The following is a 20,608-nucleotide window of genomic DNA, read 5'->3' as shown; positions in this document are numbered from 1 at the left end:
CGCTGGGGAGGGCTCTACAACTCCCGTAGAGCCCTTGCGGGTTTCGCCCGCAGCAGCGGCAGCGAACCGGCCAGGGCAAAGCTCACGATCAGCACCAGTCCGGCGCCGAGCACGGCCAGGATGCGCGGCCAGTCCGGCAGCCACTCGAATTCGAAGAGCTTGACGATGACCGCCCAGGCCATGGCGCTTCCCGTGGCCAGCGCGATGACTGCCAGCACCCCGGCGATCAGTCCGTATTCGGTGATTTGCAGGAGCAGGAGCTGCCCCCGGCTCGCGCCCAGTACGCGCAGGATCACGTTGTCGTAAGTCCGGCTGGCGCGGGCGGCGGCGATGGCGCCAAGCAGCACGGCCAATCCCGCCAGCACGGCAACCGAAGCGGCGGCGAGAATGGCCAGCGTCATCTGGTCGAGCAGGTCGCGGGCATCGCGCAGCAGGGTTCCGGTCTCGATCACCGAACTGGAGGGGAATGCGCGGACGAGCATGGGCAACAGGCCTGCCGTGGCCTTGCCGCGCGGAAGCTCGATGGTGGCGGCAAGGTTGTGCGGCGCATCGGCGATGGCATTGGGCGAAAACACGAGGACGAAGTTGAAGCCCAGCGTATCCCAGTCGATCCGGCGCAGTGCGGCGATCCGGGCAGTGCGCTCCACGCCGAGCAGGCCGACGGTCACATAGTCGCCGACTTTGAGGCCCACGGTCTGGGCGAATTTTTCATCGACGGAAACCAGCGGCTCGCCGCGGTGGATCTCGGGCCACCACTTGCCGGACGTGACGGTGCTGCCTTCGGGCACGCCGACCGAATATGTCAGGCCGCGCTCGCCCTTCAGTGCCCAGGCATCTTCGGGAATTTCCTTCAGGTCGGCCACGCGGGTCATGTGATCCCTGGGGCCATAGGCGAGGATGCGGCCGCGCAGGTTTGGAACCATGCGGACAACCGCTCCGGGGACCTCGGCCTTGACCGTGTCGCGAAATGCCCCGGCCTTGTCCTTCGGAACGTCAAGCACGAAGAAGTCCGGCGCCCGGGCGGGGACGGTCCTGCGGATATTTGCGTCGAGGCTGGTTTGGACGGCAGCGATCAGCACGAAAGCGGAGAGACCGAAGCCCAGCGCGGTGACGAGGGCGCCGGTCTGGGCTCCCGGGCGGTGAAGATTGGCGAGCCCTGCGCGCAGCATCGGGTTGCGAGGCCGGGGCATGCGGGCCGCAAGAGTGCGGATGCCGGTGCCGATCAGTGCCAGCAGTCCGAGCAGGGCGGCTGCTCCGGCAAGGAACCCGAGCGTTACCAGCGGCTGCGCGGCATTGAGCAGCGCCAGCGCGACGATGGCGCAAAGGCCGAGGCATACCGGCAGCAGCCACGCCTTGGAATTGCCTGCAAGTGGAGAGACCCGCGCCCGCATGAGCGCCATCGCCGGAAAGCTGCGTGCCCGCGCAAGCGGCGGGGCAGCGAATACCAGCGCCACCAGCAGGCCATAGGCCATTGCCGTCAGCAATGCTGCGGGCGATATGGTGAAGCCGGTATCGACGGGCAGCAATGCGCCCAATGCCTGTGCCAGCAGCGGCGTTACCAGAACGCCCGCGAGCAGCCCGGCAAGGCTCCCGGCCAGCGCGGCCGCGCCGACCTGAAGCACGTAGATTCTTGCGATGTCGCCGCTGGTCGCGCCCAGCACCTTGAGCGTCGCGATCGAGGTGCGACGGGCTTCGAGATAGGAGGATACACCGCCGCCGATCCCGATTCCCGCGATCGCCAGCGCTGCGAGGCCGACGAGCGCGAGGAACTGGCCCATCCGGCTGACGAAGCGCTGGGTGGATGGCGATGCGGCGTTACGGGTGCGGGTTTCGAAGGCATCGTCTCCGAACTGCTTTGCCAGCGCATCGATCACGATTTCCGGGTCCCGCTGCGGATCGGCGAAGCGGACGCGCGTGGCGCTGCGGTACATCGCGCCTGCCGTGGTCAGCCCCGCGCGTTCGGGAAGATCGAGCGCGGAGATCGCCGAATCGCCCAGTGCGAAGCCTTCGGACAGCTTTTCGGGGTCGCTGGCGATGATGCCGCCGATCCGCTGGTCTACCCCGCCGAGCGATATCCTGTCGCCGGTCCGCGCGCCGAGCCTTGCGGCGGTTCCTTCGGAAAGCCAGACGCTGCCGCGGGGCGGCGCGCCGACCTTGCGGCCGTCCTGAAGCTCCAGCCGGCCATAGAGCGGCCAGTTGGTGTCCACGGCCTTGAGCGCGACAGGTGCCGTCAATTCGCCCTTGCGGGCGATGGCCTGCAGGCGCAGCCCCGGCGAAACCTTGCCGTAGCGGGCAAGTGCCTTGATCTCCTCCTGGGACAGACTGCGCTGCCAGGTCCTGAGTTCGATGTCGCCGCCGAGAACTTCCCTGCCCCGCGTCGTCAATTCGCGGTCGATGGAGCCGGTCAGGGTGCCGATGGCGGCGATCGCGCCGACGCCCAGGAACAGGCAGACCAGCAGAAGCCGCAGGCCCCTGAAGCGGGCGGAAAGATCGCGACGGGCGAGTGTCCATGCCGTTCGCCACGGCAGCGCGCGGTCAGGCAAGGACGGAATCCGTGCCGCGGGCTGCAAGCGTGTCTCTCGCGATCCTGCCGTCAGCCAGTGCCACCACCCGTTCGCAATGTCCGGCAAGGCCTTCGTCATGCGTGATGATGAGCAGGGTCGCTCCCGTCTCGGCGCGGCGGGCGAAGAGCAGGTCGATGATCGTGGCGCCGGTCGCCGCGTCGAGATTGCCGGTCGGTTCGTCCGCGAAGACCAGCGAAGGGCGGGGCGCCAGGGCGCGGGCAATGGCGACACGCTGTTGCTCGCCACCGGAAAGCTGGGCCGGGTAGTGCGAAAGACGGTGGCCGAGGCCGACCGCGACGAGTTCTGCCTCGGCTCGCTCGCGCGGATGGTCCAGCCCGGCAAGTTCGAGGGGAGTCGCCACGTTTTCGAGCGCGGTCATGGTGGGGAGAAGGTGGAAGGCCTGGAGCACGACGCCGATCCGCCCCCGCCTGGCGCGGGCCAGCGCGTCCTCGTCCATCGCCGCGAAATCCTGTCCGGCGATGCTCAGCGAACCGGAACTCGCCCGCTCCAGACCGGACAGCACCGCCATCAGCGAAGACTTGCCGGAACCTGAAGGCCCGAGCAGCGCCAGTGTCTGTCCTTGCGGGACGACGAGGTCGATGCCCTTGAGGATTTCGACCGCGCTTTCGCCGCTGCCGAGGGTGAGGCGCAGGTCCTGCGCACGAATTGAAGGGGCGGGGGGCTGGGAAGGATCGCTCACCTGCACCATATGGGTGGGCAAAGCCCCGTAGTTCAAGGAGAAAGCCTTGCGCGCTCACGCGAAAGTCCTGCTCGTCCCGTCGCTTCTGCTGCCGTTCCTGCTCAGCGCCTGCGACAAGGCGGCGCCTCCCGTGCCCGAGCAGACACGGAGCGCGGTCGATACGTCGCCCTCGATTCCCGTGATGGGACCGGAGCGACCGATCCTCGCCTTCGGGGATTCGCTGCTGGCGGGTTATGGCCTGGATGACGGCGAAAGCTACCCGGACCGGCTCGAACAGGCCCTTCGCGCACGGGGCGTGAACGCGAAGATCGCCAATGCGGGGGTTTCGGGAGACACGACGGCGGCCGGGCTGGAACGGCTCGATTTCACGCTGAAGAGCCAGTCTCCCAAACCGGAACTCGCGATCGTCAGCCTTGGCGGCAACGACATGCTGCGTTCGCTTCCTCCGGCAGAGACGCGCAGGAACCTCGAAGAAATCCTCAAGCGGTTGAAGGGGGACGGCATCCGCATCGTTCTGCTCGGGATGATGGCCGCACCGAACCTGGGCAAGGACTATGCGGCGAACTTCAATCCGATCTATCCGCAACTCGCACAGAAGTATGGCGCGGTTCTGGTGCCGTTCTTCCTTCAGCCGGTGATCGACAAGCCGGACCTCATGCAGAAGGACCATGTCCACCCGACCGCGATCGGCATCGATGCCATCGTCACCGCCACGGTGGACGACGTGGCGGACGCGCTTCCGAAGACTGCGGAGGCAAGTGCCGACCCTAGGTCGTAAACTCATAAACGGAACCATCGAGGCGCCCAAATGGCGAACGGCTTCGGCCCGAGATGGAAGCCATTTGGGCGTCCCTTCGGGATTTACCTTGCGGTGAACTACGTTTGACCAAAATGGCCCAGCGCCGCGTCAGGAAGGATTGAAATATCGACATATTCCAGCGCCTTCCCTTCTGGCGCTGAGCCATTTTGCCTCAAGCCTCGATGGTGTCGTTTATGAGTTTACGACCTAGTCCAGCCGGTGCACCGAACCCGAACTGACTTCCCACACGGCGGCCTCCCGGGCGATGGCATCGAAGGGGGCGAGTTCCGTGCCCGTCAGCCAGACTTGGGCCGATCCGGCGCGGAGACGGTCGAACAGAGCTTCGCGGCGAAGCGGGTCGAGATGGGCGGCAACTTCATCGAGCAGGAGCAGGCGAGGGCGTTGCTCCACACCGCTTTCCAGTAGCTGCGAATGAGCCAGCGTGATCGCGATCAGCATGGCTTTCTGCTCGCCGGTGGAGCATTCGGCGGCAGGCTGGCCTTTTCCTGCCATGGTTACGAGCATTTCGTCGCGGTGAGGGCCGGTCAAGGTGCGCTGGGCCGCGCGTTCGCGGGGGCGCCCATCGCGCAAGGCGCGGGCAAGGGCTTCGGCGTCGATCGGCCCGCCGGGCTGATAGGCGAGGGAAGGCCGCGCGAACGGCGATTCCGGTAGGGATGTGAGGGTTTCCTCAAGCCTTTGCACCAGTTCCGCGCGCGCTGCGGCAACCATTGCACCGGCTTCGGCCAGTTGCGTCTCGATTGCATCGAGCCAGCGCGGGTCGGGCGCGAGGTCGTCCGAGAGCAGGCGATTGCGTTCGCGCAGGGCATTGTCCAGCCGAGTGGCATGGCCGGCGTGATCCGGCCGGACCGCCAGGACCAGACGGTCGAGGAAGCGCCTGCGCGCGCCGGCCCCTTCCACGAAGATGCGGTCCATCGCGGGGGTCAGCCAGCCGATCGACAGCCATTCGGCAAGGCGCACCGCCGGAGCCTCGGCGCCGTTAATCTGCACGACCCTGCGGCCGGGACGTTCGGCCATGATGCCGGTTCCCAGTTGCACGGGTTCCTCCTCGGCCCCCGCCCCGGGCGTTGCCAGAGCGGCGCTTACCGCGAAGCCGCCGTCGAAGCCCTGCCCGGGCATGTCCGCCAGGCTCGCCCGCCGGAGTCCGCGTCCGGGCGAGAGCAGGGAGATGGCCTCCAGCACGTTGGTCTTGCCCGCGCCGTTTTCTCCCACGAGGAGGTTGAACTGAGCCGTGCCTTCCACCGCGGTCTCGCGGTGGTTGCGGAAACGGGACAGGAGGATGCGGTCGAGCATGGTCGCGCCGGACCTACCGGGGCGGGCCGGTCATGCCAAGCGGAAGGCGCGCTTTATTCGGGGGTTGCCACGGTCTTGCGGGTCTTGGCGAAAGGCGAGAAGTCCACGTTGCTGTCGAACACGTCCACGCCTTCACGCTTTTTGAGCCAGCCGACGACCACGTAGGTCACGGGGGTCAGCACGACTTCCCAGCCCGTCTTGATGAGCCACTGGGTCAGCGCCAGCAGAGCGATGGAATGAGGGGTGAATCCGGCCACGCCAAGGAAGGCGAGCGGATAGAACAGCGCGCTGTCCACGCCTTCGCCGAACACCGTCGATCCGATGGTGCGGGTCCACAAGTGCTTGCCCTGGGTCATGACCTTCATGCGCGCCAGCACGAAGGAGTTGACGAATTCCCCCGCCCAGAATGCGCAGACCGAGGCGAAGACGATACGCGGGGTCTGGCCGAAGATCGAATAGTAGGCCGCCTGATTGGGCGCGGTCACCTCCTTGCCGGCGACCGTATAGGTCGCCGAGGCGAGCGCCCATTCGGGGTTGGCGGGTATTTCGACCACGACCACGCTCATCAGTACCATGAACAGCAGTGCGAAGAAGCCCACCCAGATGCAGCGGCGGGCGTTGGCATAGCCGTAAACCTCGGTGAGCACATCGCCGATGATGTAGGAAACCGGGAAGAACAGCACACCGGCGCCGAATGTGACCGGCCCGATGAAGGGGAACGAAACTTCGGCCTGCTTGGCGGCGCCGATCAGGTTGGAGAGCAGCAGGATCACCACGAAGGCGACCAGCATATAGTCGAAATATCGGAAGTGGCGCCGGGCGCCGGCCATGCCGTCGATACGGGAAAGGCCTGAGCCCGAAATGCCGGGGCTTGAAGGGTCTGCTTCGCTCATCGGCTGTGCGTAACCTGCCACTGCAACGTCGCAAAGCACAACTTGCGCCGTCCATGCGGTTTGCGCTGGCGGCGAACCGCGCTATGGGGAGCCGGCGCGCGCCCGTAGCTCAGCTGGATAGAGCACGAGCCTTCTAAGCTTGGGGTCGCAGGTTCGAACCCTGCCGGGCGCGCCAATTCTCGCGAAAATAGTCATTCGGCGCCGCGTGAGGCGCGCTGCTGGGCCGGCGATCCGTAGTCAGAGATGGCCGGTGCAATAGGCCAGCAGCAGAATGATTGGAATGGGCACGCCTATCAGCCACAAAAGTCCGGAACGCATGGTAGATCCTTTCCCGAGTTGTTGAGGAGATCAACCCGTCGCCGCGCGACTTGTTCCTCGCAAGGAGGCGCTTCGGGGGCTTTTGCCGGGCGCGGCAAGGCTTTAGAGAAGCGGGATGAATCGCCTGCTTTCGCGCCTGAACATCGACCCTTATCTTCTCCTGCTGGTCTCGACGGTGGGGCTGGCCTCGGTGCTTCCGGCGCGCGGGGTCTGGGCGGATGTGGCGGGCGGGGTGGCCGATGCGGGGATCGCGCTGCTGTTCTTCCTGCACGGCGCCAAGCTCTCTCGCGAGGCTATCCTCGACGGGGCGCGGGCGTGGAAGCTGCATCTGACGGTGGCCTGCCTGACTTTCGTGCTGTTCCCGCTGATCGGCCTTGGCGTGAGTGCCATTCCGGGCCTCGAACCCTCGCTGGCAACCGGGGTGCTGTTCCTGACCCTGCTGCCCTCGACGGTGCAGAGTTCGATCGCCTTCACCGCGATTGCGGGCGGCAATGTGGCGGCGGCGGTGTGCAGCGCCTCGTTCTCGAACCTTGCGGGCATTTTCCTGACCCCGGTGCTCACCGCGCTGCTCATCACCGGCAAGGCGCAGGGCTTCTCGACCGATCCGATCGTCACGATTTCGCTCCAGCTGCTGCTGCCGTTCGTGGCGGGGCACCTGCTGCGGCCGTGGATCGGGGGCTTCGTCCAACGGCACAAGAAGCTGCTGGGCTATACGGATCGCGGTTCGATCCTGCTGGTGGTCTATACCGCGTTCGGGGCCGCCGTGCTCGAGGGACTGTGGCAGAAGGTGACGCTTTCCGAACTGGCGCTCATCGCGGCGCTTTCGCTTGGGATTCTGGCGCTCGTGATGGTGCTGGGAAATGTGCTGGGCAGGCTGCTGGGCTTCAATCACGAAGACCGCATCGTCATCCTGTTCTGCGGCTCGAAAAAGAGCCTGGCGACCGGCGTGCCGCTGGCAGGCGTGCTGTTTCCCGCCGCGCAGGTGGGCGCGATCATCCTGCCGCTGATGTTCTTCCACCAGATCCAGCTCATGGTCTGCGCCGTTCTCGCCCGAAGGCTCGCCGCCAAGGCCGAAGAGCGGAAGGGCGACGGGGCGCTTTCTCCGGCGTGATCAGGCCTTGCCACTTAAGGGTTGGTCAACCGGTTTGCGCCATAAGCAGACCATGAACCGCCCCTTCCTCCAGCGCCGCGCCGAACGACAGCCGATATCGCTGGCGGCACAATGCCGAGCGAACAATGGTTTGCACGATGGGGGGCTGCACGACGGGGGGGGCTTGCACGACGAGGGCGAGATTTCCGACCTTTCGACCGAGGGATGCTGCGTGCGAATCGCGGCGCCTTTCCTGTGTGTGGGCAGCCGTGTCGTCATCCGGCCCCAGGGTTTGGCAGGCATGACCGGCATCGTGCGCTGGCTCAGCGGCGACTTCGCCGGGATCGAGTTCGATCGCCCGCTCTTCGGCTCCGTGATCGAGCATCTGGTTCGGCTCCACCCCACGTTCGTGCCGGAGCGCCGCGCCATCGGCTGAGCGGTGCCTGGTTCGCCCCGGCGGTATCTTGCCGGGCCTCGGCCAATCTCCTCGTCAGCATCACAGGGCCACGTATCCTCCCCGGGACATAATGTCCGGCGCAAAGCCGGCACCTTCGTCTCTTGGGAGAGAGCCATGGCACATGCACCCGGTCAATCGCCGGATATTCCAAATCATCCGCTTGCCGTCCGCATGGGCGTGATCGCGGGCGTTTCGCACAATCTGGTGATCGGCACCGTGATGGGCTCCTTCGGGATCATGCTCGCTTCGGTGGAGCAACGGCTCGGTGTGAGCGCGGAAGCGGCGGCGGCCGGCATTCCGCTGGTGCTGGTCGGGTCCTGCCTGCTGGCGCCCTTCGTTGGCGTGCTGATGGCCCGGGTGTCGTTGCGGTTGCTTCTTCTGGCGGGCGCGCTGCTGACGGTGGGCGGCTACATGATGCTGGCCTTCACGCAAAGCTATGCTCTCTACCTCGTTGCCTACGGCCTGTTCTTCGGTCCGGCGCTCAGTCTGGCGGGCTCAGTCGGGCCGGCCACGCTCGTCACGCGCTGGTTCCACCGCAATCGCGGACTGGCGCTGGGCGTGGTGCATCTGCCGGTCGCCATCGCGATCATGCCCTGGCTGCTGCATGAGGCGCTCGACAGTTTCGCGCCTGGCACGCTCTATCTTGCCATCGGCCTCGTTGCGGGGGCCGTGATGATCCCGCTTTGCCTGTTGACGATCGACCATCCCCCCGGCCTCGAAACCGCTGCGCCCGTCTCGCCTGACCGTCGCACGTCGGACGGTTCGTTCAGCGTCGCGCAGCTGCTGGCCCGGCCGCGCTTCTGGGCGCTGTGCATCGCGGCGGTGGCGAGCATGACAAGTTCGGTGCTGCTGGGATCGCTTCTGGTGCCGATGGGCGAATCCTGGGGCTTCTCCCGTGCCGAATCGGCGCAGCTCCAGTCGATCATGTCGCTGGCCGGGATCGCGGGGTCGGTGCTGTTCGGCTGGCTTGCGGACAAGATCGGCGGCGGGCGTTCGCTGGCGCTGATCGGCTTCGATTGCGCGCTGCTCTGGGCGCTCCTGTTGCTGCACCCGCCTTTCGCCTTCACCGCCGTTGCGGTGGCGCTGATCGGAATGCATGGCGTCGGCGCGATCCCGACACTGGGGAGGGGGCTTTCCGACGCGTTCGGACAGGCGAGCTACAGCCGCGGGTTCGGCCTCAACTCCCTGATCAGTCTGCCCTTCGTTGCCTTTGCGGTGATCGGATCGGCAAAGGCTTTCACGCTGACCGGCAGCTACGATCTGGCGATCAAGGCGATGGTGGCCCTGTTCGTCCTGGCTATCGCTCTGGGGCTTTACGGGGCAAGTGGCCGCAAGATCGAGGGGCCGAACGCCTCGGCCGCGCCCGAGCCGGCCTGACGGGGCGAACCGGACCGGCGAGGTGCGCGGGGAACCTCGAGCCTTCCCTGCGCACCCTGCAGGTCAACCGCGATCGGCGCTGGCCTTGACCTGGCCCCGCACCGGATAGCCGTGGCCGTCCGGGATCATCAGCCATTCCTCGCCGTCCACCAGCTCTATCCGGGGATGGATGCGTTCGACCGGATGCCGGGCGATGTCCGCCAGCGCATCGTCGTGGTTCGCAAAGCGGGCCAGGCGCTCCAGATTGCGGCGCGTGGGGAATATGACCGAGATTTCCCCGCGATCCGCCATGTCGATGGCGTGGGAGGCGCTGGTCCAGAACAGGCGGGTGTTCTCCGTGGCATCCACGGTAACGTCCACCGCGCCGGTCCCGAGATCGGTGACGAAGAAGCGCGTATCGAAACCCTTGTCCCACGGCGGGCACCAGTGTGCATAGAGCGTGAGCCGCTCAGGCTCCAGCTCCCAGCCGAATTGGGCAAGGACCGGGGCGAGGCGGCCGTCCTTCAGCAGCATGTGCCGTGCTTTCGCCGCAGCCGGTGCGCTTACCGGTTGCCGGACCGCGACCATCAGGCCGGTCTCCTCCAGCGTCTCGCGGATTGCGGCGATGCGCGCGGCGGCCAGTTCGATGGGCGCGTCCGGCATGAGGTTTGCCGCCAGATCGCGGTCGGCCGGATCGACCCGTCCGCCCGGAAAGACGGCGGCGCCGCCGGCGAAGCGCATTTCGCGGGCGCGCTGGACCATCAGCAGTTCAGGCGGTTGTCCGGCTGCTTCCCCTGCGGGCCGGCGGAAGATCACGAGTGTGGCTGCTGGCACCACGCTGGGGCCGTCCGCCGGCATCGGTTCGTTGCTGGGAGTGTAGACCGTCATCCCATGGCATTCGCGCGGGGGGCCATGGGAGGCAAGCGGAATTGTCCTGCCGGCCGGGCGGCAGGATGTGTCGCTCAATTTTACAGTCATGCTGCTGGAGGATGGCCGGCCGTGCAGGGAAATCCCGGAATTTCAAGGAAATCGGGAACTGGCACGGGTCATGCTTTGTTTAAAAGGTACCTCGAGTAGTTTCGACCGAGGCGGGGCCGAAATGTCTCCCGGCCCCGCCTCCCCGAGCATTCGGTTCCCAACATCGCCAGGGCGAAGGCCTGCAACGGGCCGGACAAGGCGCCGGACGCGCGCCATGAACGGCAAAACGCCCGGGGTTTCCCCCGGGCGTTCGGAATGCCTGTTTCGCGGAAGCGCTGGAAGCGCTGGAGGCGCCCGGCGATCAGCCCTGGGTCGCGAGCCCGGTGTCGATGAAGAGCTGGTGCAGTTCGCCAGCCTCGTACATCTCCATCATGATGTCGCTGCCGCCGACGAATTCGCCCTTCACGTAGAGCTGCGGGATCGTCGGCCAATCGGAATAGGCCTTGATGCCCTGGCGGATTTCCATGTCCTGCAGAACATCGACGCTCTCGTAAGGGGCGCCGAGCTGTTCGAGGATGGCGATCGCCCGGCTGGAAAAGCCGCACTGCGGAAACAGCGGCGTGCCCTTCATGAAGAGGACGATGTCGTTGTTCTTTACAATCTCGCCGATGCGGGCGTTGACGTCGGACATTTCAGAGTACCTTCAAACTGTGCCAACAAGTCAGTTGGGAACGGCGGTGGTGAGTTGCAAGGCGTGAAGCACGCCGCCCATGCGGCCGCCCAGGGCTTCGTAGACCATCTTGTGCTGGGCGACGCGGGGCTTGCCCGCGAAGGCGGCGCTGGTCACGCGCGCGGCATAATGGTCGCCGTCTCCGGCAAGATCGGTGATCTCGACCGAAGCATCGGGCAGGGCGGCGCGGATCATGGCTTCGATTTCGCTGGCGGACATCGCCATGGCGGGGTTCCTTTTCGTTCGACTTACGCTTCGCCGAGGAAGGCGCGGCGGGCCTCGACCTGCTTGGCTTCGAGCGCGGCGCGGATTTCCCCTTCCGAAGCATCGACGCCCGCGGCGATAAGGTCGCCCAGCAGCTTGCGGATCACGTCCTCGTCGCCGGCTTCCTCGAAGTCGGCCTGGACCACGGCTTTGGCGTAAGCCTCGGTCTCGGCGGTGGAGAGGTCCATCCGGACGGCCGCCCATTCGCCCAGCAGGCGGTTGCGGCGCGCCTGGATGCGGAACTGGGTGTCGGCATCATGCACGAACTTAGCCTCTTCGGCGCGCTCGCGATCCTGGAAACTCGTCATTCGGACAACCTCGGTTAGGGCTTTATCCTGCCGATAGGGTGCGAAGCGGACGGGGGCAATGCCGATTTGCGTTACCGCGTCCCGGACCGGGTCCGGGACGACGGCCGCGTCACACGGTTGCGGGAGTTTTCGCCAGGAACGGCAGCTCGTTGCGCGCCTTGGCCTCGTGCGCCGAAATGGCATCGCCCTGCGCCATGGTCAGGCCCACTTCGTCGAGGCCGCCAAGGAGGCAGTGCTTGCGGAACGGATCGATCTCGAAGCTGTAGCGGTCCTGGAAGCGCGTGGTGACGGTCTGCGTTTCAAGGTCGATGTCGATCGGATCGGTTTGCGCCACTTCCATCAGACGGTCGATCGCCTCCTGCGGCAGTGCCACGGTGAGGATGCCGTTCTTGAAGGCATTGCCCGAGAAGATGTCCGAGAAGCTCGGCGCGATCACGCAGGTCACGCCCATGTCGAGCAGAGCCCAGGCGGCGTGCTCGCGGCTGGAGCCGCAGCCGAAGTTGTCGCCCGCGATCAGGATCGGCGCGCCCGCGAACTCGGGGTCCGCAAAGATGTTGCCCGGTTCCTTCTTCACCGCCTCGAACGCGCCCTTGCCCAGCCCTTCGCGGGTGATGGTCTTGAGCCAGTGCGCCGGGATGATGACGTCGGTGTCGACGTTCTTGCGGCCGAACGGGATGGCCCGCCCGGCGACGTGGGAGATCGCCTGCATCAATCGGTCTCGGGGGCCTGTTCGGGATGCAGCGGCTTTTCGTTCGCGCGGGCCTTGCGGCGCTTCACGAAGAGCAGGGCAGCGGCGATCGCGGCCGAGCCGATAGCGGCACCGGCGGCGAGAGCGGCCTTGCTGGCGAGGTTGTTTTCGGGATCGTTGGACATGTCGTGCTTATCCTACCAGTTCGCGCACATCGGTGAGCTTGCCCGTCACGGCGGCGGCGGCGGCCATGGCGGGGCTCATCAGGTGGGTACGGCTGCCGGGGCCCTGACGGCCGGTGAAGTTGCGGTTGCTGGTCGAGGCGCAGCGCTCGCCTGCCGGAACCTTGTCGGGATTCATGGCGAGGCAGGCCGAGCAGCCCGGTTCGCGCCATTCGAGGCCCGCGTCGATGATGATCTTGTCCAGCCCCTCGGCCTCGGCCTGCGCCTTCACGAGGCCGGAGCCGGGGACGACGATCGCCCACTTCACGTTGTCGGCCTTGTGGCGGCCCTTGAGCACTTCGGCAGCGGCGCGAATGTCCTCGATGCGGCTGTTGGTGCACGAGCCGATGAAGACGTTCTGCACTTCCACGTCCGTGAGCCGGGTGCCGGGTGTCAGGCCCATGTATTCGAGGCTGACCTTGACCGCGTCGCGCTTGGAGGCATCGGCGAAGTCTTCCGGTGCGGGCACGAAGCCGCCGATCGCCGACGTGTCCTCGGGGCTGGTGCCCCAGGTGACGGTCGGCTGGATATCCTCGGCACGGATCGAGACGGTCTTGTCGAAAGTTGCGCCTTCGTCGGTCGCGAGGCTCTTCCACCAGGCCAGGGCCTTGTCCCAGTCCTCGCCCTCGGGCGCGTAAGGACGGCCCTGGACATAGGCGAAAGTGGTCTCGTCCGGTGCGATCAGGCCGGCGCGGGCGCCGCCTTCGATCGCCATGTTGCAGACGGTCAGGCGGCCTTCGACGGACATTTCCTCGAAGACGTTGCCGCGGAATTCGATGACGTAGCCGGTGCCGCCCGCCGTGCCGATCACGCCGATGATGTGGAGCACCACGTCCTTGGGGGTGATCCCGGCGCCCAGCTTGCCGTCCACGCGGACTTCGAAGCTCTTCGACTGCTTGAGCAGCAGGGTCTGCGTGGCGAGCACATGCTCGACCTCGCTGGTGCCGATGCCGAAGGCCAACGCGCCGATGCCGCCGTGGCAGGCGGTGTGGCTGTCGCCGCAGACGATCGTGGCGCCGGGCAGCGAGAAGCCCTGCTCGGGGCCGACGACGTGGACGATGCCCTGCTCGGCATCTGTGGCGTCGATATAGCGAATGCCGAAGGCGGGCGCGTTCTTCTTCAGCGCGGCAAGCTGCTGCGCGCTTTCGGGATCGGCGATGGGCAGCACATGCCCTGCCGCGTCCTTGCGGGCCGTGGTCGGCAGGTTATGGTCGGGAACCGCAAGGGTAAGATCGGGACGACGCACCGGGCGTCCGGCCACGCGAAGGCTCTCGAAAGCCTGCGGGCTCGTCACTTCGTGGACGAGGTGCCGGTCGATATAGATGAGGTTGGTACCGTCGTCGCGCGTGTCGACGACGTGGGCGTCCCAGATCTTCTGGTAGAGGGTGCGCGGTTTCGTTGTCATGGTGAAAGCGCGATTAGGCGCGCCGGACCCGCAATTCAAGGGGAACCGGCGCGCCTTTTCGCGCAACATTATTCGCTGGGCGATCAACTGGAGCTATTTGCTCAGCGGCGATGGCCGTTGCGATCGTTCCGTTCCGCGTGGAGCGCGGCGTGTACGCGATTGATCTTGCTTTCGAGCGTCTGCATCTCGCGGGGGTTCAGTCCGCCGCGCGCGTAGCTGGCGTGCAGGCGCTGGATTTCGGCGGCATCCCGGCGCAGGCCGGTCGCTTCGCGCTGGCTGATCGTGCGGCGCGCGGCGGCGCGGTCGATCTGGCTGCGCAGGCCGGCGATGTCCGAGCGGATCTTCGCTTCGCGATTCGGCGTGTAACGGGCAGCTTCGTGGCGCGGCGCGGCTTCGGCGATGCCGGGTGCGATGGCCGAGATACCCAGCGCGGCGACGAGGGCGGGAGCGATGAAACGGGCGATCTTGCGCATGGGACTTTCCTTCTCTTTCCGGGTCTTGTTCCGTGCATTCAGATTTAGTGCGGCGAACATGAACGGGAGAAGACTGACACGTCACAGTCCTGTCGGCATTTGTAACTAAGTGTCGCGGCTCTGCTCCGGTAAGCGAGCCGGGCGACCCGAAGGGAGAGGGTAGCCTGAAAGACAAGAAGGAATGCAGGGCAGCCGCGATGGCCCCGCGCTCTCGCGGTTGCATCTGCATTCCGAACAGGCCGCCTGTCGCCGGACCTGACCCCCGGGCCCGACGCCGGACCTGACAAGCGCGCGAGGACAGGCTAGAAGCCGGTCCATGTCCATTCTTGCCGCCTGCCTTGTCGTGCTTGCCGCCGCCGCCGCGATGGAATTCGTCGCCTGGGCGAGTCACAAGTATGTGATGCACGGCTTCGGCTGGGCCTGGCACCGCGACCACCACGAGCCGCACGACGGCTTTCTGGAAAAGAACGACCTTTTCGCGCTGTTCGGCGCGGCGATCTCCATCGGCATGTTCGCGCTCGGATCGCCGCTGGTGATGGGCGAGGGGGCTTGGGAGCCGGGAACCTGGATCGGCCTTGGCGTGCTGATCTACGGCGTGATCTACACGCTGATCCATGACGGGCTCGTGCATCAGCGCTATTTCCGGTGGGTGCCCAAGCGCGGCTATGCCAAGCGGCTTGTTCAGGCGCACAAGCTTCATCACGCCACGGTGGGCAAGGAAGGCGGGGTCAGTTTCGGTTTCGTGATCGCGCGGGACCCGGCCGTGCTGAAGCGCGAACTGCGCGAGCAGCGCCAGCGCGGCATCGCCGTGCTTCGCGAGGCCGTGGAAGAACGCTGAAGGGTGGGGCTTCTGTCCGCGTGCCATGCCGCCGGGCACCCTGTTAATCTGGCGTACACTATCGAAATCGGCGTTTTTCAGGGGCTCGCGCAATCCGGCGCGAAAGTGCCACCATTCGTCTCTGCGCTGGTGGCAGCGCTATTTCCCTGATTCGCAGTCCCGATAAGCGTGACAGGGTGTCAACGGGAGCTGCGACAGTCCCGCCTCTCCCAAGCTCCGACACGGACACGAACCGGGAGGACATCGCATGAAAAAAGCACTCATCATTCTCGCCGCAGCGGGGGGCATCGCCCTGGCCGGATGCGCGAGCAAGAAGGAATCGCTTCCCCCGCCGCCGCCGCCCGGCGCCGTTCCCGGATCCGTCGCGGCCGACCGCGACGGCGACGGCATCATCGACGGTTACTACACATCCGACGGCATCTATCACCCGAACTACACGCCGCCGCCGCCTTCGCCGCCGCCCGCTCCGACCCGCACCGGTGAACGCGGCTGAGGGCGAAGCAAGCACACGATGAATTTCCGCCAGTTTCCCTGCGGCCAGACCGGGGCCGCGCTGTTCGGCCTGGCCATCCTGACCATCGGTCCGGGCTTGATATCGACGGCTCTGGCTGCTCCGGCCAGAACAGGCGTAAAGGCAGGCGCGGCGAAGCCCGCGTCGGTCAGAGCCACTGCCCCCGGTGCCGGAGCCACCGGCGCCGGGGCCATGGCAACGGCGCTGGCGATCCGGCATGAAGCTGGCGGAAAGATCGCGAAGTTCTACCAGGGCCGCGGTTTCCAGCCGGTCTGGGTTAGCAAGGGCCGCATCGGCGCGGATGCACAGGCGTTCCTGCGTTATCTCGACGAGGCGGAACTGGATGGCCTGAAGCCCTCGCGCTACGGCCCGGACAAGCTGCGCGAGGCGATCTCGCAGGCCAATCGCGGCGGGCCCGAGGACGTGGCCACTGCGGAAGTTGCGCTGTCCAGCGCCTTTGCGCGCTATGTGCGCGACATGCGCAAGGCCGGGAACGTGGGCATGACTTATGTCGGCAAGGGGCTCGCCCCGGCGAAGCTGGCCGACGATGCGATCCTGCGGGTTGCGGCGCTGAACGATTTCGGCGCCTATGTCGGCGGCATGGGCTGGATGAGCCCGCACTACCTGCGCATGCGCGACCTGCTGCGCGCCGTCGAAAACAAAGGTGCCGACGAGCGCACGATCGAGGTCGTGCGGCTCAATCTGGAGCGCGCCCGCGTGCTGCCCTCGGCGGCGGTCCGGCATATCGTGGTGGACGCGGCGACCGCGCGGCTGTGGTATTACCAGAACGGCAAGATGGTCGGCACCATGCGGGTCGTGGTGGGCGCCGAAAAGACGCAGACGCCGATGCTGGCAGGCTACATCAACTGGGCGATCTTCAACCCCTACTGGAATATCCCGGATTACCTCACGCGTGACAACGTCGCCCGCAAGATACTCTCCGGCCGCACGCTCAAGTCCATGAACATGGAAGTCCTGTCGGACTGGAGCGCCAATCCGCAAGTCGTCGATCCGGCGACGATCGACTGGCGGGCCGTGCAGGACGGCAAGGTGGACCTGCGCATTCGCGAACTGCCCGGTCCTGCCAATTCGATGGGCAAGGTGAAGTACCTGTTCCCCAACGACGAGGGCATCTACCTTCACGATACGCCGAACCGCGACCTGCTGGTCAAGGAGGACCGCCACCTCAGCAACGGCTGCATCCGCCTCGACGATGCGGAGAAGCTCGGCCGCTGGATGATGGGCAAGGCCTTCGACCGGCACGGCAAGGGGCCGGAACAGCCAGTGGTGATGCCGGCGCCGGTGCCGGTCTACCTCACCTATCTTACGGCCACGGCGACCCGGTCCGGCGTGGCGCTGCTGACTGACGTCTATGGCAGGGACCGGCGCTAGCGCCGCGATCCTATTCGGCGCGCGTCCAGATCCACGGGCCGATCGTTGCCAGCACCGCCGCCGGGATCAGGACCCAGGGCCAGCCCACGGTGAACCAGGTAAACGGGATCGAGGCGCTCATCGCCAGGATCGCGGAGACCTTGCCCTTGCGGCTGATCGCCCGGCGGTCTCGCCATTCGCGCAAGTTGTGGCCGTAATGCGGGTGGTTGTAGAGCCGCTCGGCCCATTCAGGATGGCTCTTGCCGAAGCATGCCGCCGCCAGCAGGTAGAACACCACCGTGGGCATCACCGGCAGGAAGATGCCGATCGTGCCGAGCGCCACGAAGAACAGGCCCGCCGCCATCCACAGAGGGCGGCCGAGCCGCTTCAAGACTGCTGGGTCGCGTAGCGCGCGGCGGTTTCGCGGATCAGCGCGATCATGTTCGGCACGCCCTGGGTGCGGTTGGACGAGAGCTGGTTCTTGAGGTCGAACGATTCCAGCGCGGCGGCGATGTCGGTTTCCGCCACTTCGGCGGCGGGCTTGTCCTGCACGGCGGAGATCACCAGCGAGACGATGCCCTTGGTGATCGCGGCATTGCTGTCTGCCAGGAAGTGCAGCGTGCCGTCGTCCTGCGCCATCGGATAGACCCAGACGCTGGCCGAGCAGCCGCGCACTTTGGTGGCGTCCGTCTTCAGCGCATCGGGCATGGGATCGAGTTCGGCGCCGAGGCCGATCAGCAGGCGATAGCGTTCATCGCCTTCGGAAAACTCGTATTCTTCGCGGATGTCGTCGAGGCTGCGCATGCCCTGCCATTTAAGCGCGGCGCGGGGGAGGGCAAGGGGAAGTTGCCTCTCGCTTCCGATCCTGTCAGGGATTTGCCCATGAGTGCACATCCCTTTTTCTCCCATTCATTCTTCTCGGCGCACGAACACGGCTTCGTGCGCGTCGCCACTTCCACGCCCAAGGTCCGCACCGCCGATGTCGCCTTCAATCGCGACGCCGTGCTGGCAGAGGCGCAGCGCGCGCATGACGCGCATGTGGACCTCTTGGTCTTCCCCGAACTGTGCCTCTCTTCCTACGCCATCGACGACTTGCACTTGCAGGCGGCGATGATCGAGGCGGTGGAAGCGGCCGTGGCGGAAATCGTCCACGCCAGCGCCGATCTCTCGCCCGTGCTGCTGGTCGGCGCGGCGCTGCCGCACAAGGGGCGGCTCTACAACTGCGCGCTTGCCATCGCGCATGGGCGGCTGCTGGGCGTGGTGCCCAAGTCCTATCTGCCCAACTACCGCGAGTTCTATGAAAAGCGCTGGTTCGCCAGCGGCAAGACGCTGAAGGGCCAGACCATCCGCGTGAACGGGCAGGACGTGCCCTTCGGCGTCGATCTGGTCTTCGCGTCCGAAGTGCTGCCCAACTTCCGCTTCTTCATCGAGATCTGCGAGGATATCTGGGCCGCCACCCCGCCCAGTTCGCACGGCGCGCTCGCCGGGGCGACGATCCTGTGCAACCTCTCGGCTTCCAACATCGTCATCGGCAAGTCGGACGAACGGCACTTGCTCTGCCGCTCGCAGTCCGCCCGCGCGACGGCGGCCTATATCTACTCCGCCGCCGGGCATGGCGAGAGCACGACCGATCTTGCCTGGGACGGGCAGGGCATCATCTACGAACTGGGCGACCTTCTGGCCGAGAGCGAGCGCTTCTCGCTGGAGGCGGAACTGTGCATCGCCGACGTCGATGTGGACCGCATCGTCATGGACCGGATGCGCGTGCCCACCTTCAACGACGCGGCCGAAGTGGCGGGCAATCCCGACGAGACTTTCCGCACCGTGCCTTTCCGCCATGCTCCGGCGGGCGGCGACATCGGGTTGATCCGCCCGGTCTCGCGCTTCCCCTTCGTGCCCTCGCGCGCCGACAAGCTGGATGCCGACTGCTACGAGGCGTTCAACATCCAGGTCGACGGCCTGATGCGCCGGATCGAGGCTACGGGCGCCAAGTCCATGGTGATCGGCATCTCGGGCGGGCTCGATTCGACCCATGCGCTGATCGTCGCCGCCCGCGCCTGCGACCGGCTGGGCCTGCCGCGCACCTTCATTCGCGGCTACACGATGCCCGGTTTCGCCACCAGCGACGGCACCAAGTCCAACGCCTGGAAGCTGATGAACGCCGTTGGCATCACTGCCGAGGAGATCGATATCCGCCCCGCGGCGACGACGATGCTGCAGGACATCGGCCACGCTTTCTCGAACGGCGAGCCCGTCTACGACGTGACCTTCGAGAACGTGCAGGCGGGCCTGCGCACCGATTACCTGTTCCGCCTCGCCAACCAGCACGACGGTTTCGTGATCGGCACCGGAGACTTGTCCGAACTGGCGCTCGGCTGGTGCACTTACGGCGTTGGTGACCAGATGAGCCACTACACGGTCAACGCGGGCGTGCCCAAGACGCTGATCCAGTACCTGATCCGCTGGTGCGCGACGACGGACCAGTTCGGCGCGGAGACCGAGGAGGTGCTGCTCGCCATCCTCGGCACCGAGATCTCGCCGGAACTGGTGCCGGCAGGGGCGGACGGCGCGATCCAGAGCACCGAGGCGAAGATCGGGCCTTATGAACTGAACGACTTTTTCCTGCACCACATCGTGCGCTTCGGACAGAAGCCCTCGAAAGTCGCCTTCCTCGCGCTCCATGCATGGCGCGATGCGGCGGCGGGGACGTGGCCAGCCGGCTTCGCGGAGGATCGCCGGAACGAATACGACCTCGCCACGATCCGGTCCTGGCTGGAGAAGTTCCTGCGGCGCTTCTTCGCCTTCAGCCAGTTCAAGCGCTCTGCCGTGCCGAACGGGCCGAAAGTCTCCTCCGGCGGCGCGCTGTCCCCACGCGGAGACTGGCGCGCGCCGTCCGATGCCAGCGCGGCGGTGTGGCTGGCGGAACTGGACGCGCGGGTTCCCTGAGCCCGGCAGGCCCGGACCGAAGACATGGCAATGCACCCGCTGGCGAATGCGGGGTAACGCCGGAAGGGGGAAGCCCCGTAAAGCCTGATGAACATCGGGCCGGCGAGGGATGCCCGTCTGTGGAAGACCGGGCGGGAGTTCTGCCTGCTCTTGCGAATGGCCGGATAGCGGCAATGCCAGTCCGGCTCGGCCCTGTCGGAACGGTTCGGGTGCGACGGCGCGGGGCTCGCGTCGGCCTCGACCCAGGGTGGTCCGGGAAACCGCTCCGGCTTGGGAGCGGCGGGCCGGGCACGCGGATGAACCGGTCCGGTCGGACGGAGGGGTGCCTGGCCGAGGCGGATGCCCGCGCCTTCCGGCTTCCCTGCGCCGACCCGATACACCGCTGGCCCTTGCGCTTCGGGCCGAACGGATGGGCCGGGGTTATAACCTATTTGGTTAAATTTGTCA

At 66.4% G+C, this 20,608-nt stretch carries 22 protein-coding genes and 1 tRNA gene; 9 read left to right on the top strand and 14 right to left on the bottom strand.

All coding sequences use genetic code 11. The features are described from left to right. Window positions 1-14 precede the first annotated feature (14 nt). Complete coding sequence (locus ACLIMP_RS00775) at window positions 15-2,543, bottom strand: ABC transporter permease (RefSeq protein ID WP_324696899.1); 2,529 nt, start codon at window positions 2,541-2,543, stop codon at window positions 15-17. Then, window positions 2,536-3,273 (bottom strand): ABC transporter ATP-binding protein, encoded by a 738-nt coding sequence (locus ACLIMP_RS00770; RefSeq protein WP_324699078.1) that lies wholly within the window; start codon window positions 3,271-3,273, stop codon window positions 2,536-2,538. Before ACLIMP_RS00770 ends, ACLIMP_RS00775 begins: the two co-directional genes overlap by 8 nt. A 37-nt stretch (window positions 3,274-3,310) precedes the next feature. Between ACLIMP_RS00770 and ACLIMP_RS00765 the strand changes: the two genes are divergently transcribed. Continuing rightward, window positions 3,311-4,042, top strand: coding sequence for an arylesterase (locus ACLIMP_RS00765; protein WP_420719848.1), 732 nt, complete (start codon window positions 3,311-3,313; stop codon window positions 4,040-4,042). 228 nt (window positions 4,043-4,270) lie between these two features. Here the strand turns inward: ACLIMP_RS00765 and recF are convergent, their stop codons facing one another. Together recF and ACLIMP_RS00755 are read right to left on the bottom strand one after the other, a co-directional pair. Next, window positions 4,271-5,374 (bottom strand): DNA replication/repair protein RecF, encoded by a 1,104-nt coding sequence (recF, locus tag ACLIMP_RS00760; protein WP_324696897.1) that lies wholly within the window; start codon window positions 5,372-5,374, stop codon window positions 4,271-4,273. Window positions 5,375-5,427: 53 nt separating this feature from the next. Continuing rightward, window positions 5,428-6,267, bottom strand: coding sequence for a queuosine precursor transporter (locus tag ACLIMP_RS00755; RefSeq protein WP_324696895.1), 840 nt, complete (start codon window positions 6,265-6,267; stop codon window positions 5,428-5,430). 98 nt (window positions 6,268-6,365) lie between these two features. Between ACLIMP_RS00755 and ACLIMP_RS00750 the strand changes: the two genes are divergently transcribed. From ACLIMP_RS00750 to ACLIMP_RS00735, 4 genes are all read left to right on the top strand, one after another. Next, window positions 6,366-6,442: transfer RNA gene (locus tag ACLIMP_RS00750), tRNA-Arg, on the top strand. A gap of 258 nt (window positions 6,443-6,700) precedes the next feature. Then, window positions 6,701-7,696: a bile acid:sodium symporter family protein gene (locus ACLIMP_RS00745; protein ID WP_185998294.1), complete on the top strand. Its 996-nt coding sequence runs from the start codon at window positions 6,701-6,703 to the stop codon at window positions 7,694-7,696. A gap of 280 nt (window positions 7,697-7,976) precedes the next feature. After that, on the top strand, window positions 7,977-8,111 hold the full coding sequence (locus ACLIMP_RS00740) for a hypothetical protein (RefSeq protein WP_255351599.1): 135 nt from the start codon (window positions 7,977-7,979) through the stop codon (window positions 8,109-8,111). A gap of 135 nt (window positions 8,112-8,246) precedes the next feature. After that, window positions 8,247-9,509, top strand: a complete 1,263-nt coding sequence (locus ACLIMP_RS00735; protein ID WP_324696890.1) for an MFS transporter — start codon at window positions 8,247-8,249, stop codon at window positions 9,507-9,509. 63 nt (window positions 9,510-9,572) lie between these two features. Here ACLIMP_RS00735 and ACLIMP_RS00730 read toward each other — a convergent pair whose 3' ends face one another. From ACLIMP_RS00730 to ACLIMP_RS00695, 8 genes are all read right to left on the bottom strand, one after another. Then, window positions 9,573-10,376, bottom strand: coding sequence for an NUDIX hydrolase (locus tag ACLIMP_RS00730; RefSeq protein WP_132469151.1), 804 nt, complete (start codon window positions 10,374-10,376; stop codon window positions 9,573-9,575). Window positions 10,377-10,767: 391 nt separating this feature from the next. Further along, the gene (grxD, locus tag ACLIMP_RS00725; protein ID WP_054434738.1) at window positions 10,768-11,097 is read right to left on the bottom strand and encodes a Grx4 family monothiol glutaredoxin; all 330 of its coding nucleotides are present in this window, start codon (window positions 11,095-11,097) and stop codon (window positions 10,768-10,770) included. A 30-nt stretch (window positions 11,098-11,127) separates the two neighbouring features. Next, window positions 11,128-11,361, bottom strand: coding sequence for a BolA/IbaG family iron-sulfur metabolism protein (locus ACLIMP_RS00720; protein ID WP_054434740.1), 234 nt, complete (start codon window positions 11,359-11,361; stop codon window positions 11,128-11,130). A 23-nt stretch (window positions 11,362-11,384) separates the two neighbouring features. Beyond that, window positions 11,385-11,708 carry a DUF1476 domain-containing protein gene (locus ACLIMP_RS00715; RefSeq protein ID WP_185998654.1) on the bottom strand — a complete coding sequence of 108 codons (324 nt, stop codon included), beginning with the start codon at window positions 11,706-11,708 and terminating at the stop codon, window positions 11,385-11,387. Between the two features lie 109 nt (window positions 11,709-11,817). Further along, the gene (gene leuD, locus ACLIMP_RS00710) at window positions 11,818-12,417 is read right to left on the bottom strand and encodes a 3-isopropylmalate dehydratase small subunit (RefSeq protein WP_132469150.1); all 600 of its coding nucleotides are present in this window, start codon (window positions 12,415-12,417) and stop codon (window positions 11,818-11,820) included. Further along, window positions 12,417-12,581, bottom strand: coding sequence for a hypothetical protein (locus tag ACLIMP_RS00705; protein ID WP_165913233.1), 165 nt, complete (start codon window positions 12,579-12,581; stop codon window positions 12,417-12,419). Before ACLIMP_RS00705 ends, leuD begins: the two co-directional genes overlap by 1 nt. Window positions 12,582-12,588: 7 nt before the next feature. Then, window positions 12,589-14,022: a 3-isopropylmalate dehydratase large subunit gene (gene leuC, locus ACLIMP_RS00700; RefSeq protein WP_054434744.1), complete on the bottom strand. Its 1,434-nt coding sequence runs from the start codon at window positions 14,020-14,022 to the stop codon at window positions 12,589-12,591. A gap of 101 nt (window positions 14,023-14,123) precedes the next feature. Next, entirely contained in the window at window positions 14,124-14,495 is a 372-nt protein-coding gene (locus tag ACLIMP_RS00695; RefSeq protein WP_054434780.1) for a hypothetical protein, read from the bottom strand. Window positions 14,496-14,811: 316 nt separating this feature from the next. Here ACLIMP_RS00695 and ACLIMP_RS00690 point away from each other — a divergent pair, with 316 nt between their 5' ends. The 3 genes from ACLIMP_RS00690 (at window position 14,812) to ACLIMP_RS00680 (ending at window position 17,236) form a co-directional block, all read left to right on the top strand. Next, window positions 14,812-15,333, top strand: coding sequence for a sterol desaturase family protein (locus ACLIMP_RS00690; RefSeq protein WP_324696881.1), 522 nt, complete (start codon window positions 14,812-14,814; stop codon window positions 15,331-15,333). 247 nt (window positions 15,334-15,580) lie between these two features. After that, complete coding sequence (locus ACLIMP_RS00685; protein ID WP_324696879.1) at window positions 15,581-15,826, top strand: hypothetical protein; 246 nt, start codon at window positions 15,581-15,583, stop codon at window positions 15,824-15,826. 18 nt (window positions 15,827-15,844) lie between these two features. Then, complete coding sequence (locus ACLIMP_RS00680; RefSeq protein WP_443477990.1) at window positions 15,845-17,236, top strand: L,D-transpeptidase family protein; 1,392 nt, start codon at window positions 15,845-15,847, stop codon at window positions 17,234-17,236. A 10-nt stretch (window positions 17,237-17,246) separates the two neighbouring features. Here the strand turns inward: ACLIMP_RS00680 and ACLIMP_RS00675 are convergent, their stop codons facing one another. Next, window positions 17,247-17,606, bottom strand: a complete 360-nt coding sequence (locus ACLIMP_RS00675) for a YbaN family protein (RefSeq protein WP_054434752.1) — start codon at window positions 17,604-17,606, stop codon at window positions 17,247-17,249. Next, window positions 17,603-18,019, bottom strand: a complete 417-nt coding sequence (locus ACLIMP_RS00670; RefSeq protein WP_324696873.1) for a SufE family protein — start codon at window positions 18,017-18,019, stop codon at window positions 17,603-17,605. Before ACLIMP_RS00670 ends, ACLIMP_RS00675 begins: the two co-directional genes overlap by 4 nt. A gap of 78 nt (window positions 18,020-18,097) precedes the next feature. Here ACLIMP_RS00670 and ACLIMP_RS00665 point away from each other — a divergent pair, with 78 nt between their 5' ends. Continuing rightward, complete coding sequence (locus tag ACLIMP_RS00665) at window positions 18,098-20,161, top strand: NAD(+) synthase (protein ID WP_324696871.1); 2,064 nt, start codon at window positions 18,098-18,100, stop codon at window positions 20,159-20,161. The last annotated feature ends 447 nt before the right edge of the window (window positions 20,162-20,608 follow it).

Source organism: Novosphingobium aeonii (genome assembly GCF_052279045.1).
GTDB lineage: Bacteria > Pseudomonadota > Alphaproteobacteria > Sphingomonadales > Sphingomonadaceae > Novosphingobium.
This window is presented reverse-complemented; position numbering and strand designations above follow the sequence as displayed.